10 protein-coding genes and 1 other annotated feature are annotated in these 14,996 nt (G+C 37.7%); of the genes, 7 read left to right on the forward strand and 3 right to left on the reverse strand.

The features are described 5' to 3' along the window. Positions 1-185 precede the first annotated feature (185 nt). Complete coding sequence (msrA, locus tag GHT08_RS04230) at positions 186-713, reverse strand: peptide-methionine (S)-S-oxide reductase MsrA (protein WP_163580043.1); 528 nt, start codon at positions 711-713, stop codon at positions 186-188. A 97-nt stretch (positions 714-810) separates the two neighbouring features. Between msrA and GHT08_RS04235 the strand changes: the two genes are divergently transcribed. Beyond that, positions 811-1,707 carry a 5'-3' exonuclease gene (locus GHT08_RS04235; RefSeq protein ID WP_163580045.1) on the forward strand — a complete coding sequence of 299 codons (897 nt, stop codon included), beginning with the start codon at positions 811-813 and terminating at the stop codon, positions 1,705-1,707. A 64-nt stretch (positions 1,708-1,771) separates the two neighbouring features. Here the strand turns inward: GHT08_RS04235 and gltC are convergent, their stop codons facing one another. Further along, entirely contained in the window at positions 1,772-2,674 is a 903-nt protein-coding gene (gltC, locus tag GHT08_RS04240; protein WP_163580046.1) for a glutamate biosynthesis transcriptional regulator GltC, read from the reverse strand. Positions 2,675-2,801: 127 nt separating this feature from the next. On the opposite strand from gltC, the gene gltB reads away from it, so the two are divergent. Both gltB and GHT08_RS04250 read left to right on the forward strand, forming a co-directional pair. Then, positions 2,802-7,355 carry a glutamate synthase large subunit gene (gene gltB, locus GHT08_RS04245; RefSeq protein WP_163580048.1) on the forward strand — a complete coding sequence of 1,518 codons (4,554 nt, stop codon included), beginning with the start codon at positions 2,802-2,804 and terminating at the stop codon, positions 7,353-7,355. Positions 7,356-7,371: 16 nt separating this feature from the next. Beyond that, positions 7,372-8,868 carry a glutamate synthase subunit beta gene (locus GHT08_RS04250; protein ID WP_163580049.1) on the forward strand — a complete coding sequence of 499 codons (1,497 nt, stop codon included), beginning with the start codon at positions 7,372-7,374 and terminating at the stop codon, positions 8,866-8,868. Positions 8,869-9,136: 268 nt separating this feature from the next. On the opposite strand, the gene GHT08_RS04255 is transcribed toward GHT08_RS04250, so the two are convergent. After that, positions 9,137-9,868 carry a CBS domain-containing protein gene (locus GHT08_RS04255; protein WP_163580051.1) on the reverse strand — a complete coding sequence of 244 codons (732 nt, stop codon included), beginning with the start codon at positions 9,866-9,868 and terminating at the stop codon, positions 9,137-9,139. Positions 9,869-10,003: 135 nt separating this feature from the next. Between GHT08_RS04255 and GHT08_RS04260 the strand changes: the two genes are divergently transcribed. The 4 genes from GHT08_RS04260 to GHT08_RS04275 all read left to right on the forward strand — a co-directional run bounded on the left by GHT08_RS04260 (position 10,004) and on the right by GHT08_RS04275 (position 14,820). Then, positions 10,004-11,080, forward strand: coding sequence for a branched-chain amino acid aminotransferase (locus tag GHT08_RS04260; protein WP_163580052.1), 1,077 nt, complete (start codon positions 10,004-10,006; stop codon positions 11,078-11,080). A 45-nt stretch (positions 11,081-11,125) separates the two neighbouring features. Continuing rightward, positions 11,126-11,344, forward strand: a binding site (T-box leader). 112 nt (positions 11,345-11,456) lie between these two features. Continuing rightward, the gene (gene proB / locus GHT08_RS04265) at positions 11,457-12,584 is read left to right on the forward strand and encodes a glutamate 5-kinase (protein WP_163580054.1); all 1,128 of its coding nucleotides are present in this window, start codon (positions 11,457-11,459) and stop codon (positions 12,582-12,584) included. Continuing rightward, a complete protein-coding gene (locus GHT08_RS04270; protein WP_163580056.1) occupies positions 12,577-13,821 on the forward strand; it encodes a glutamate-5-semialdehyde dehydrogenase in 1,245 nt (414 codons plus the stop codon). The genes proB and GHT08_RS04270 overlap by 8 nt, the downstream gene beginning before the upstream one ends. Positions 13,822-13,896: 75 nt before the next feature. Next, complete coding sequence (locus GHT08_RS04275) at positions 13,897-14,820, forward strand: manganese-dependent inorganic pyrophosphatase (RefSeq protein ID WP_163580058.1); 924 nt, start codon at positions 13,897-13,899, stop codon at positions 14,818-14,820. The last annotated feature ends 176 nt before the right edge of the window (positions 14,821-14,996 follow it).

The following is a 14,996-nucleotide window of genomic DNA, read 5'->3' on the forward strand; positions in this document are numbered from 1 at the left end:
TATATTACGGAGGAAATTGGTTAGTTAGCTTTATTTCTATATATGTATGGAAACACATTATCTTTTTTATAATGGTAATACGATGTATACACGATGTTATTACTTGAAAAAAACACTATCTAAAATTTCAAATGGAATGATAAAAGAACAGTCTTACAAGTCATCATAAGGCTGTTCTTTTAGGCTTACTCCCAATGTTTCTCGATAAACTCATCTCTACCTGATTTCTCACGATCTTCTAGGTATTCTTCTTTATTCTTCTTATAAAAGTCTTGATGATATTCCTCCGCCGGGTAAAACGCACTGGCGGGCAAAATTTTCGTAACGATCTCTTTTTGGAATCGGTTTGAATTTTCTAATTCCTTTAAAGAATTGACAGCTAATACTTTCTGTTCATCGTTATGGTAGAAAATCGCTGTCCGATACTGTGGACCTCTGTCATGAAATTGTCCACCATCATCGGTAGGGTCGATTTGTGGCCAATATAAATCGAGAATTTGTTGATAAGATATTTTCTCAGGTTCATAGGTGATTTGAACAGCCTCATAATGTTCTGATGTCCCGGTTTTCACTTCTTCATATGATGGGTGATCCACGTGGCCCCCAGTGTAACCTGAAATGACACTTTCGACACCATCCCATTGATCAAAAGGCTTGACCATACACCAGAAACAGCCTCCAGCAAACGTGGCCTTTTCCAATTTTTTCTCCATGTTTGTTTCTCCTTTATCTTGCAAAATGCTCTTGTAGCATTTAATATACAAGTAATATTAATAGAAGTAAATCAATTAAACTTAAAGGGTGAATAAAATGACAGATAGATCACACGTCCTTATTGTAGATGGAATGGCATTATTATTTAGAGGATTTTTTGCAACAGCATTTACCGGTAATTTTATGGTCAATAGTAAAGGTGTTCCAAGAAATGGATTGTTTGGTTTCTTGAATTATTTTACCAATGCGATAGAAACCTTCCAACCAACACATGTTGTTTGCTGTTGGGACATGGGAAGTCAAACATTTCGTAATGAATTGTATGATGGATATAAATCAAACCGTGATGCACCACCAGAAGAGCTTGTACCACAGTTTGACTTGGCAAAAGATATTGTGACAGCATTTCAAGTTCCGAATGTAGGAGTTACTGGATTTGAAGCGGACGACTGTATTGGTACACTTGCCAAACAACTGCACAAAGAACATCAAGTGACAGTCGTAACGGGTGATCAGGATATGTTACAATTAGTAGATCATCACATTAATATTGCTATCATGAAAAAAGGACAAGGCAATTATGATGTCTTTCATGTCGATAACTTCTATGAGAAGAAGGGATTGACTCCTAAACAAATTATCGATCTAAAAGGATTGATGGGCGATTCATCTGATAACTATCCAGGTGTAAAAGGTGTAGGGGAGAAGACTGCTTTAAAATTATTAATGCAATATGAAACAATTGATAACTTGTTAGCAGATAAAGAGAATTTAACTAAAGGCATGCAGAAGAAATTGGAGCAGTACGCAGAAGACCTAGCAATTTCTCGTAAATTAGCAGCTATTCATACCGAAGTACCGCTGACCTTTTCTATAGAAACAGCATTATGGAGCGATGATTTAACCAATATTCGCTCTTATCTAATCGATGAGTTAGAATTCCAGAACCCTGGACGTTGGTTGGATAAATTATGGGAAAGAGCTACTGGATAAAAACCTCAATAATATACATTTAGCAGAGCTAGCCATAAAGCTAGCTCTTTTAATCGATATCTACTTATTGAAACCTCTGTAAAATCGAGAAGAATTCCTTAATAAATTCATAGAATACTTGTTCAGATGGAGCAAGTTTTCTGTTCTTGGGAATAATGATGCCAACCGTACGTTTTAACTCAGGGTTCTGGATGGCAACTTTTGCGCTGTAGTACGGATTTAAATCATTGAATGCACTTTCCGGTAATAAGGTAATCCCAATGCCTGCTGCAACCAACCCCTTGATTGCATCTAAATCTTCCCCTTGAGAAGATACATTTGGTGTAAATCCTGCTTGTTTACAACCGTCGATGACGAGCTGGTGTAGAACATAGCCTTCCGGAAATAATACAAAGGATTCATCATGTAGATCACGTAAATTCACACTGCTCTGCTCTGCTAATGGGTGTGAATTGGGTACTAATGCATAAAAATTTTCTCTAAATAAAATATCCCCTAAAATATCAGGATGCTCTGTCGGAACAGGACCTAAAAAAGCTACATCAATTTCGCGGTTTTCTACCGATTCAATTAAGAAATTATATGAACCTTGTCGTAATTGAAAGGCGATTTTAGGGTGTTTTTTCTTGAATTCTGAAACGACAGTAGGTAACAAGTTACTGGCTAGACTGGTCGGAAATCCAATTTTAATCGACCCTCTCTCAGGATCAATATATTCATCGATTTGTTTCTTTGCATGATCAATTGCTTTTAATGCCGTTTTGGTATGAGTCAGAAATATCCTTCCTATATGGGTTAAACGCACATTTCTTCCTTCTCTTTCAAATAGTTCGACACCAAGCTCTGCTTCTAAGTTAGCTATTTGTCTACTAATTGCAGACTGGGCTACATGCAATTCTGCTGCCGCATCAGAGACGTGTTCCCGCTCTGCGACTTCAACAAAATAGCGTAATTGACGTAATTCCACTCGATTCACCTCATGATATATATCAGAATTAGAACAATGTTATGTTTATTATATATTGTTTCGATCAATAAGAAAACCTACAATAGTATTAGACACCTTAAAAGTATATTGAATGGGGGCGACATATATGACGTATCGCGACTTGCCTAGTGCCCAAGGGTTATACAATCCGGATTTTGAACATGACGCTTGTGGTATTGGATTATATGCGCATATAAAAGGGAAACAAACACACGAGATCGTAAAAAAAGGTTTAGACATGTTATGTAAATTAGAGCACCGAGGTGGACAAGGGAGCGATCCACTTACAGGTGACGGATCTGGTTTAATGGTACAGATCCCTGATAAATATTTTAGAAGAGAATGTAAAGACTTTCAACTACCAGCTGTCGGACGTTACGGAGTTGGTATGTTGTTCTTATCTCAAGATGAAAATGAACAAAAACTAGCAATTGAAAAAATTAATCAATTAATCGAACAAGAAGGACAAAAAATAATCGGCTGGAGAGATGTACCAACTGATCCTTCCCACATTGGTAAAGGGGCGATTGAAACATTACCAACTGTACATCAGGTTTTCATTGAAGCAGCAGATGAAATTGAAGACGATTTAGCCTTCGAAAGAAAATTATATATTATTCGCAAACAAGCTGAGAATTGGGCGAATGAAAAAGAAATTCGTTTTTACTTTCCAAGTTTATCAAATAGAACAATTGTCTATAAAGGTTTATTAACACCTGATCAAGTAGATAAATTTTATTTAGATTTACAAGATGAAGAATTTGTTTCTGCTTTCTCACTTGTACATTCTCGTTTCAGTACTAATACATTTCCTTCCTGGGAAAGAGCTCACCCGAACCGTTATCTCATTCACAACGGTGAGATTAATACAATGCGAGGTAACGTAAACTGGATGCGTGCAAGAGAGAAGCAATTTGTATCAGAAGCATTTGGTGATGATTTAGATAAAGTATTACCAATTATTAATGGTGGTGGAAGTGACTCTGCCACATTAGATAATGCATTGGAATTCTTCACATTAGCAGGTCGTAAGCCAGCACATGCTGCGATGATGCTAATTCCTGAACCATGGGAGAAAAACCCACACATGGATAAGAAGAAACGTGCTTTCTATCAATATCACAGTATGATGATGGAGCCATGGGATGGTCCAACTTCGATTACTTTTACAAACGGGAAACAAATTGGAGCAATCTTGGATCGTAACGGTCTTCGTCCGGCACGTTATTATGTAACTAAGGACGATTATATCATTTATTCTTCAGAAGTTGGTGTTATCGACTATGAAGAAGAAAATGTGTTATTAAAAGAACGACTAAGCCCTGGTAAAATGTTGCTTATTGATATTGAAGAAGGGCGTATCATATCTGATAAAGAAATTAAAGAAGAGGTTGCAAGTGCTAATCCATATCAATACTGGTTAGATGATCAAATTGTACTGTTAGAAGTAGAAGCGAAAAACGATGATTACATCGATCCACAACTGCTTCAGAAACAAAAAACATTTGGTTATACAACGGAAGATGTCGAGAAATATCTCCTTCCTTTACTAGAGGGTGGAAAAGATCCAATTGGTGCAATGGGGAACGATATGCCATTAGCGGTATTATCCGAACGTCCACAAAGTTTGTTTAACTATTTCAAACAATTGTTTGCCCAAGTAACAAATCCACCAATTGATGCTTATCGTGAGCAACTCGTTACATCAATGTTGACATGGTTAGGTGCTGAGGGAGATATCCTTCATCCAGCAAAAACGAGATCAAGTAGAATTCGTCTAGATTCACCAATTTTATCTAATACACAAATTGAAAAGTTAGCGAATGATGAAATAGAAGGATTCCAATCAGAAGTTATCGAAACATTGTTTACAGATGATATGGAAAAAGCCCTTCACAATGTGTATGAACAAGCGAAAAAAGCAATTGAAGATGGAAGCAATATCATTATTTTAAGCGATAAGAATATGGATCCGAACCAAAAAGCTATCCCAACACTTCTCGCTGTTAGCGGTTTGCACCAGTATCTAGTGCGAGAAGGTATTCGAACGCAAGCAAGTATGATTGCTCAATCAGGTGAAGCTCGAGAAGTTCATCACTTTGCTACGATGTTAGGATACGGTGTTGATGCCATTCATCCATACCTCGTGTATCAAACGTATTACACTTCTATTTTGGATGATCGTTTAAATATGACGCTTGCAGAGGTACAAGATAAATTTATTAGTGTAGCAACAGAAGGCATCATTAAAGTTATGTCGAAAATTGGTATCTCTACTGTGCAAAGTTATCGAGGTGCGCAAATCTTTGAAGCTGTAGGTATTAGTAAAAAGGTAATTGAAGAGCATTTTACCGGTACAGCATCACAGATTGATGGCATTGGTTTAGACGTTATCCAAGAAGAGACGGAAAAACGTCATAATGAAGCATATAAAGCTGCAGTTCAAGAATCGCTTGAATCAGGAAGTGATTTCCAATGGCGTAAAGTAGGCGAACACCATGCCTTTAACCCAACTACTATTTATACGTTACAGTGGGCTTGCCGTCGCGGTGATTATGATCTATTCAAGAAATTCTCTAAAGCTGCTAACGAAGAGCGTATCGGCTTTTTACGTAACCTGTTTAATTTTAAGAAAGACAACAGTATCCCGATCGAAGAAGTGGAACCAGTTGAATCCATTGTCAAACGTTTCAAAACAGGTGCGATGTCTTTTGGTTCCATCAGTAAAGAAGCACATGAAGCTCTTGCGATTGCCATGAACCGCTTAGGCGGGAAAAGTAATAGTGGGGAAGGCGGGGAAGACCCTGATCGTTTTAGCAGAGATGCAAATGGCGACTTTCGTTCAAGTGCGATTAAGCAGGTAGCATCTGGACGTTTCGGTGCCAAAAGTCATTATCTTGTTAACGCAAAAGAATTACAGATTAAAATGGCACAAGGTGCAAAGCCTGGTGAAGGGGGACAATTACCTGGTATGAAGGTTTATCCATGGGTAGCAGATGTTCGTGGCTCAACTCCAGGTGTAGATTTAATTTCACCTCCACCACACCATGATATTTATTCAATCGAGGATTTAGCACAATTAATTCACGACTTAAAGAATGCTAATCGTGATGCAAGAGTTAGTGTCAAGCTCGTAGCAAAATCTGGTGTTGGAACGATTGCTGCAGGTGTTGCAAAAGGTAATGCAGATGTTATTTCTGTTGTTGGTTATGATGGTGGTACAGGTGCTTCACCAAAAACAAGTATTAAACATGCAGGCTTACCATGGGAATTAGGTCTTGCAGAAGCTCACCAAACCTTAATGCTAAACGGACTGAGAGATAGAGTTATATTAGAAACGGATGGGAAATTATTAACAGGTAAAGATGTCGTGATGGCTGCATTATTAGGTGCAGAAGAGTATGGATTCGCAACAGCACCATTAGTTGTTGTCGGATGTATTATGATGCGTGTATGTCATAATGATACATGTCCAGTAGGGGTTGCAACACAAAATCCAGAGTTACGTAAGAAATTTACTGGTAACCCTGATCATGTCGTTAATTATATGACTTTTATAGCAGAAGAAGTTCGTGAAATCATGGCTGAATTAGGTTTCCGAACTATTGATGAAATGGTTGGAAGAACAGATGTATTAGAAGTTTCCGAAAGGGCAGAAGCACACTGGAAAGCTAAACATTTAGATCTATCTACACTCCTTTACCAACCTGAAGGAACACGTATTAATACAACAACACAAGATCATGAATTATATAAGTCATTAGATTTGAAACAGATTTTACCGACTGTACAAAAAGCAATTGATACAGGGGAAGCATTAGAAGCATCCTTCCCGATAAAAAATACCGATCGTGTTGTAGGTACAATTGTCGGAAGTGAGATTTCTAAGAAATATGGCGAAAGAGGTCTACCAGAAGATACGATTAATCTACACTTTACTGGATCAGCAGGTCAAAGTTTTGGTGCCTTTATTCCTTCCGGTATGACGTTAACCGTAACAGGAGATGCCAATGATTATGTTGGTAAAGGCTTATCAGGTGGTAAAGTAATTGTTCGCGCTTCTCAGAAAACAACGATCGATCCAGGAAATAATGTTATCGCAGGTAACGTATCTTTCTATGGTGCGACAAGTGGTGAAGCCTATATTCAGGGCTACGCCGGAGAACGTTTTGCTGTAAGAAATAGTGGAGCAAAAATCGTTGTAGAAGGCGTCGGAGACCATGGTTGTGAATATATGACAGGTGGTCGCGTAGTGATTCTCGGAAATGTAGGTAAAAACTTTGCTGCTGGTATGTCTGGTGGTATTGCCTATGTGAAACCAGACAATATTGAGCAATTTAAACTACTATGTAATACGGAATTAGTACAATTTGAAGAATTAACAGATGCTAAAGAGATCGAAGATGTAAAAGAGCTAATTATGAACCATCATGAATATACAAATAGTGATAAAGCAGCAGTAACGTTGCAAAACTGGGGAGATGAAGTGAAGAAATTCGTGAAAGTAATCCCAACAGACTATAAACTAATGCTAAAGCAAATTGATTGGTTTGAATCTCAAGGATTATCAATGGACGAAGCTAGGCTTGAAGCATTTACAGCGAAAAAAGACAATAAAATGACAGTGACTTTAAATCCGGAAGAAGTATTGACTAAATAGAAAGGAGACAGAGGATATGGGGAAAGCAACAGGTTTTATGGAGTTTGAAAGACAAACGGCAAATGAACGAGATCCATTAGAAAGAATTCATGATTGGAAAGAATATTCTGCTCCTTTCTCCGATGAAGTAGCAAAAACGCAAGGAGCACGCTGTATGGATTGTGGTACACCATTCTGTCACATCGGGATGGATATTGATGGGGCACCATCAGGTTGTCCTGTCTACAATCTGATCCCAGAATGGAATGATTTGGTGTATAAAGGAAAGTGGAGAGAGGCATTAGATCGTTTAATGAAAACAAATAACTTTCCTGAATTCACAGGAAGAGTATGTCCAGCTCCGTGTGAAGGGTCTTGTACGGTTGCTATCAATGATCCTGCTGTAACTATCAAAAATATTGAACAGAAGATAATTGATAAAGGTTTTGAAGAAGGATGGATAGAACCGCGTGTTCCGGAGCATCGCACAGGAAAGAAAGTTGCCATTGTCGGTTCCGGACCAGCTGGTTTAGCGGCAGCAGACCAATTGAATCAAGCGGGGCATAATGTGACAGTTTATGAACGCGCTGATCGCGCTGGGGGTCTCTTAACGTACGGTATTCCAAACATGAAATTAGATAAAGGTGTAGTAGAACGCCGAGTTCAGTTACTACGTGAAGAAGGTATTGAATTTGTGCTAAATACAGAAGTAGGTAAAGATATTTCTGCAGAAGAAATGAAAGCAAATTATGACTCTGTGATTTTATGTACTGGTGCACAGAAACATCGAGATCTTCCTATTGAAGGCCGTGAAGGCAAAGGTGTACGTTTTGCAATGGACTATTTAACCAAAGCAACTCAAAGTGTACTAGATGAAAGTGTCGAAGTGGAAGAAGAACTAGATGCCAAAGGTAAAGACGTTATTGTTATTGGTGGTGGGGATACGGGTGCTGACTGTATCGCTACAGCACTTCGTCAAGGTGCAAATAGTATTGCACAATTCGGTAAACACCCGCAATTGCCAATTAAACGTTCAGAAGAAAACCAATGGCCAGCATATCCACAAGTATTCAGCTTAGAATATGCCCACAAAGAAGCAAAAGAATACTATGGTGAAGATATTCGTCAATATTCTATTCAAACGAAGAAATTTGTGACAGATGAGAATGGCAAACTAAAAGAATTACACACAGTAGAAATGAAGAAAACTCGTGATGAAAAGGGTATGTTTGTATTTGAGGAAATTCCAGGTACAGAAAAAGTTTGGCCTGCACAATTAGTATTAATCGCTATCGGTTTTGAAGGTGCAGAACACCCAGTACTAGAAGCGTTTAATGTAAAAACAGAGCGTAACCGTGTAGATGCCGCTTATGGCGATTTCCGTACAAATGTAGAGCATGTATTTGCTGCAGGTGATTCACGTCGTGGTCAAAGCCTTATCGTATGGGCAATTAATGAAGGACGTGAAGTAGCATACCATGTTGATCAATATTTAATGGGCGAAACTGCCTTACCATCCGTTGCAAACATGTAAGAGAACCGAAAAACCTACGCATTGTCGTAGGTTTTTCTTTAAGATCAAAGTTAACAAGCCCTTCTTCCGGGGAAATCACTTTTTGTTCCGAGGATATCTCCTTCTCTTCCGGGGATATTGCTTTCTGCTCCGAGGATATCTCCTTCTCTTCCCTGGATATAGTCATTTATCCCTGGAAGAGAAGACTTTATCCCCGGAACAGAGTCCATCCCTTGTTTACTTCGCAGTTCACGTATTTACTTTGATTGGATAGACACCGCCTGATGTATTAGGTGTGTTTAAGCAGTGGGAAGTTGTATGTTTTCAGTCGGATTAGATCCCATGAGGAGATGATTCCTATTGGTAGCTCTGCTGCTGTACCAGTTTCCGTGATTATGATTGCTTCTATTTTTTTATTTTTTTCTAAATACTCTCTGAATACTGCTTCAATATCCATTACAGTAGCAGTTTTTGCCACAATCTTTGTATGTTCTTTCTTCTCAATTTGAAATATCTCTCCTATAGGTTGATCTAATTCAATTTTTAATTGATTGATATTAGCAGCAAACCAATTTGCAATATCACCATCTGTCAACATTCCGATTAATTTATCCTCTTGATAGATGGGATACTGTGAGTATTCTTTTTCTTGCATTTTCGTCATTAATTTCTTTATAGGTGAGTTTAAATCAAAATACTCGACTGGTCTGGAAGCTATGGACAAGGCAGTTGGGGGTTCAGCTAGTAATTCTGCCAATTGCTCCAATTCCTTGACCACATCTTCGTGTGGTTCTGCAATATAGAAGTCCTCCTTAATTTTCCGGTGTACCATTGCATTTCGCAGTTTACTGCATTGTTTTAATAAATCATAATATTGATCAATTACATGATGTTGGATTCTCGCTTTTGTCAACACTTCTGTAAAGGATGCATGATTGTTATGTTCATTTGCATAATCACATAATTTATCATGTATTTGGTTGAAAGCAGCTTCAAACCGTTCGGAAAGTTCATAAGCCATGCTAATACTCCTTTAATTGTTAGAAAATTTTCAAAATAAATGGTTGTCATTTCTAGTCGTTTAGTAATAAAATATAGATTATAGGTTATTTTACCGAAATATTATTGAATTCATTCAAACGAGGAGTCTTTTTTTATGTCAGAGTATACCATTACTTATATCAAAAACGAAAAGCCAAAAGAAAAACCAAAATCAGATCAACTATCTTTCGGAAAATATTTTACCGATCATATGTTTATTCAAGACTATAATTCAGACAAGGGCTGGCATAATCCGCGTATTGTACCGTACCAACCACTTGTACTTGATCCGGCAGCTATTGTTTTCCATTATGGTCAAACGGTATTTGAAGGGTTGAAAGCATATCGTACCAAAAGGGATAAAATTCAGTTATTCCGCCCAGATAAGAATATGGAACGTTTAAATCGATCCAATGACAGATTGTGTATCCCGAGAATTGATGAAGAATATGCTATCGACGCAATCAAACACTTGGTTCATATCGATCAAGACTGGGTACCAGATGCTCCTGGAACATCTCTTTACATTAGACCATTCATTATTTCTACCGAGCCGTATTTAGGTGTAGCTCCTTCTGCTACATACCAGTTTATTGTGATTTTATCACCAGTTGGTGCCTACTATGAAGAAGGTATTAATCCTGTGAAAATCGCAGTAGAAAATCAATTTGTTCGTGCGGTAAAAGGTGGTACAGGTGAAGCAAAAACTGCCGGTAACTATGCATCTAGCTTGAAGGCGCAGGAACAGGTAGCTGATGAAGGATATGCGCAAGTATTGTGGTTGGATGGTGTTGAGAAGAAATATATTGAAGAAGTTGGCAGTATGAACGTTTTCTTTAAAATAAATGGTGAAGTCGTAACACCAGCGCTTAACGGAAGTATCTTAGAGGGGGTTACAAGAAACTCTGTTATTCAATTATTAAAGTATTGGGAGATTCCGGTCGTGGAGCGCAAGATCTCGATGGAAGAGCTATCTGAACATTATCAAAATGGAGAATTAGAAGAAGCGTTTGGTTCAGGTACCGCTGCTGTTATTTCTCCAGTAGGAGAGCTTGCATGGGAAGGTAAGAAAATGAAAATTAATAACGGACAAACGGGAGAAATTGCTAAACGTCTATATGATACCTTGACAGGTATTCAATATGGATCCGAAAAAGATCCATTTAATTGGACTGTTAAAGTGAACTATTAATACTTGAGATTTGTGTAACTATTTTCTATAATAGCTTTAGAATAAGTAAAAGTAATGACTAGAGCCAGTAGTTAGGAATATGGTGATAAGAGAGTGGAATTCACAGGCTGAAAAATTCCATCACCCGCTATACTAATGAACCTACTCTATGAACTGTTAAGCATAAACTTAATCGTTACTCTGCGTTAAAGAGTTAAGGGGAACATATTGCTCATATGTTCAACCAAAGGTGGTACCGCGGAAATGGCTCTTTTCGTCCTTTACGATATGAAGGATGAAAGGGGCTTTTTTAGTTCTAGACTTAGACAATATTTTAAGGTGTTAGATAAAGTGAAAAGATACTCTAATACTTTAATAAGTGAAGGCGTGAAAACTTATGGCAAAGCAGCGTATTGTAGTGAAGATCGGGAGCAGTTCATTAACAAACAAAAACGGTGGTCTTGATCTCATTAAATTAAAAGAACATACCGCAGCGATTGCAAAACTGAAAAAGCAAAACTACGAAGTAATATTAATTTCGTCTGGTGCCGTGTCTGCTGGCTTCTTTGATTTAGGTTACCCGACAAGACCAGTTACTATAGCAGGAAAGCAAGCAGCAGCAGCCGTTGGTCAAGGCTTGCTGGTTCAAGCCTATACTGATGAGTTTCGAACATATAACATGGTTACTGCTCAGCTATTACTAACGAAAGATGTATTCAGTAATGAGATACAATATAGTAATGTTTATTCGACATTGACGGAATTATTGAAACGAGATGTAATCCCGATTATTAATGAGAATGACACTGTAGCAATTGATGAATTAACATTTGGTGATAACGACATGTTATCCGCATTAGTAAGTGGACTTGTTCATGCAGACTTCTTAGTCATGTTAACTGATATTAATGGTCTATATGACAAAAATCCAAAAACAGATCCAACAGCTAAAAAGTATTATCGTCTCAAGAAATTATCAGCAGAAATTTTACAGCAAACGAAGCACGAATCTGGATCTAAATTCGGAACCGGAGGGATGAAATCCAAACTTTTAGCAGCTAAAACCGCTCTTTCACTTGGTGTCAAAGTATTTGTAGGTACCGGTGATGGTGAAGATAAATTAATCCGCATTATGCAAAACCAAGGTGATGGTACGTATATTGGTGAAGATCTAACGAATAATTACCGCAAACAGAAACAATGGATTGCTTTTCATTCCAATGTTTCAGGGAAGCTACACGTTGATAAAGGCGCAAGTGATGCCATTCTTTACCAAGGAAAAAGTTTATTGCCTGCAGGGATAAAATGGGTAGACGGAGATTTTCCGGTTGGAGCTGTTGTCGATTTAGTTTTTGAAGATCATATTATCGCAAAAGGGCAAGTCAATTATTCATCTGATGAATTAATTAAATTCAAGGGGGAATCGAGTCAAATTGCGATGGAACAATCTGCAAGTAATCGTCCTGAAGTCATACATCGTGATCGACTCGTTTTATCAATAGAGGAGGCTTATAATTATGAGTGATTTAATTCAGAAAGCTAAATTAACAAATGCTACAACAACTGCTTTAGCTACTAAATCTACTAAGCAAAAGAATCAGGCTCTAAAATTGTTAGCTAATGAGCTAAGAAAACAAAAGGATTATATCATGGCGGAAAATAACCGTGATATCGTAAATGGTCGTAATAATGGCTTACATGAATCGTTAATTGATCGTCTTATTTTAAACGAAGAGCGAATTGAGGATATGGCAGATGCTTTAATCCAGTTAACCAATTTAAAGGATCCTATTGGTGAGATAATGGAAGAATGGACTCGACCAAATAGCTTAAAAATCCAAAAAGCACGTGTACCTATTGGTGTTGTCGGCATGATTTATGAAGCAAGACCAAATGTAACCATTGATGCTGCAAGTCTTTGCTTAAAAACTGGAAATGCTGTATTACTTAGAGGAAGCTCATCAGCGATTTATTCCAACACTGCTTTAGTTAAAGTGATTCATGACGCATTGAAACAATCTGACCTACCAGAAGACGCTGTACAGCTTGTCGAAGATACGAGTCGTGAGACAGCATCACAGATGTTCAAACTGAATGATTATTTAGATGTTTTAATTCCTCGTGGAGGAAAAAAATTAATTGATACGGTTGTTGCAAATGCATCTGTCCCAGTATTAGAAACAGGCGCAGGTAATTGTCATTTGTTTATCGATGAATCAGCAAACAAGGACATGGCCATTGAGATAGCGATTAATGCGAAAACACAACGACCTTCCGTATGTAATGCGATCGAAACTATTTTAGTAGAGCGTAACTGGGCGGAAAGTCATTTAGCGGCATTAATTCAAGCGTTACAGGATGCGAGTGTCGAAATACATGGAGATAGTATCACGGTGTCTAAAGGTAATCATATTATCAAGGCAACAGAAGAAGACTATGAAACAGAATATTTAGATCATATCGTCGCAATCAAGGTTGTAGACTCGGTGCAAGAAGCGATTGATCATATTAATCAATATGGCACCAATCATTCGGAATCAATTATTTCTGAAAACGATGAGCATGTTGTAAGGTTTATGAATGAGGTAGACGCAGCAGCTGTTTATCATAATGCATCAACAAGGTTTACCGATGGATTTGAGTTTGGATTTGGTGCAGAAATTGGTATTAGTACACAGAAATTACATGTTCGCGGACCTATGGGCTTAGAAGCATTAACATCTACGAAATATTTATTATATGGTAACGGGCAAATGAAGTAAACTATTTTTCTTTCGTCACAATTCCTGTATAATAGAGTTGGAGATAAACATTTGGTAAATAAAGGAGTATGAGTCATGGCAAACACATTAATTTTTGGACACAAAAATCCGGATACAGACACGATCTGTTCAGCAATTGCATATGCGGAGCTTAAACAAGCGCTAGGGGAAGATGTAGAAGCAGCGCGTTTAGGTGAAGTGAACAATGAAACACAATATGCATTGGATTATTTCAAACAAACTGCGCCACGCATGGTTGAAAATGTATCAGATGAAGTTGATCAGGTGATTTTAGTAGATCATAATGAACGCCAACAAAGTGCTGATGATATCGATCGCGTACAAGTGTTGGAAGTTATTGATCATCACCGTATCGCAAACTTTGAAACAAAAGATCCTGTATATTACCGTGCAGAACCGGTTGGATGTACAGCGACTATTCTTAACAAATTATACAAAGAACATGGTGTAGAAATGAAAAAAGAAACAGCTGGATTAATGCTCTCAGCAATTATCTCTGATTCACTTTTATTTAAATCACCAACATGTACTGATCAAGATGTAGAAGCAGCGAAAGAATTGGCTGAAATCGCTGATGTAGATGCTGAAAAGTATGGTCTTGAAATGCTAAAAGCTGGTGCTGATTTAAGTGATAAATCTGCTGAAGAACTAATTTCCATGGACGCAAAAGAATTCGATATGAATGGAAACAAAGTGGAAATTGCACAAGTAAATACGGTGGAAGTAAATGATGTACTAGCACTACGCGATAAAATAGAGCCAGCAATTGAAAAAACAGTAGCGGACAAAGATTTAAAGCTATTCGTCTTCGTCATCACCGATATCTTGAATAATGATTCTGTTGTACTTGCAGTAGGTGAAGCAGAAGAAAAAGTAGCAGAAGCATTTAGTGTAACACTTGAAAACAAAACAGCCACATTAAAAGGTGTCGTATCACGTAAGAAACAAGTTGTTCCAAATCTACAAAATGCATTTTAATAGAGAAATATACAGAGGTGTCAGACATTAAATAATGACTGGCACCTCTCTTTATACTTATAGGAATTGTCGAAACTTATATACGGTTTCTAACGTTAAAATAAAAAAACACTATTTTAAGGGTAGGTGAAAGGGGATGAAAATTAATTTATCAGCAATAGGCGAGAAGACTCCCA

The sequence above is a fragment of the Gracilibacillus saliphilus genome (genome assembly GCF_010994085.1).
Classification (GTDB): Bacteria; Bacillota; Bacilli; order Bacillales; family Amphibacillaceae; genus Gracilibacillus; species Gracilibacillus lacisalsi.

Bases quoted from the DNA above. Each gene is read 5' to 3' on its own strand.
- msrA (WP_163580043.1), bottom strand. From the start codon at position 713: ATGGAGAAAAAATTGGAAAAGGCCACGTTTGCTGGAGGCTGTTTCTGG.
- GHT08_RS04235 (WP_163580045.1), top strand. From the start codon at position 811: ATGACAGATAGATCACACGTCCTTATTGTAGATGGAATGGCATTATTA.
- gltB (WP_163580048.1), top strand. From the start codon at position 2,802: ATGACGTATCGCGACTTGCCTAGTGCCCAAGGGTTATACAATCCGGAT.
- GHT08_RS04250 (WP_163580049.1), top strand. From the start codon at position 7,372: ATGGGGAAAGCAACAGGTTTTATGGAGTTTGAAAGACAAACGGCAAAT.
- GHT08_RS04255 (WP_163580051.1), bottom strand. From the start codon at position 9,868: ATGGCTTATGAACTTTCCGAACGGTTTGAAGCTGCTTTCAACCAAATA.
- GHT08_RS04260 (WP_163580052.1), top strand. From the start codon at position 10,004: ATGTCAGAGTATACCATTACTTATATCAAAAACGAAAAGCCAAAAGAA.
- proB (WP_163580054.1), top strand. From the start codon at position 11,457: ATGGCAAAGCAGCGTATTGTAGTGAAGATCGGGAGCAGTTCATTAACA.
- GHT08_RS04270 (WP_163580056.1), top strand. From the start codon at position 12,577: ATGAGTGATTTAATTCAGAAAGCTAAATTAACAAATGCTACAACAACT.
- GHT08_RS04275 (WP_163580058.1), top strand. From the start codon at position 13,897: ATGGCAAACACATTAATTTTTGGACACAAAAATCCGGATACAGACACG.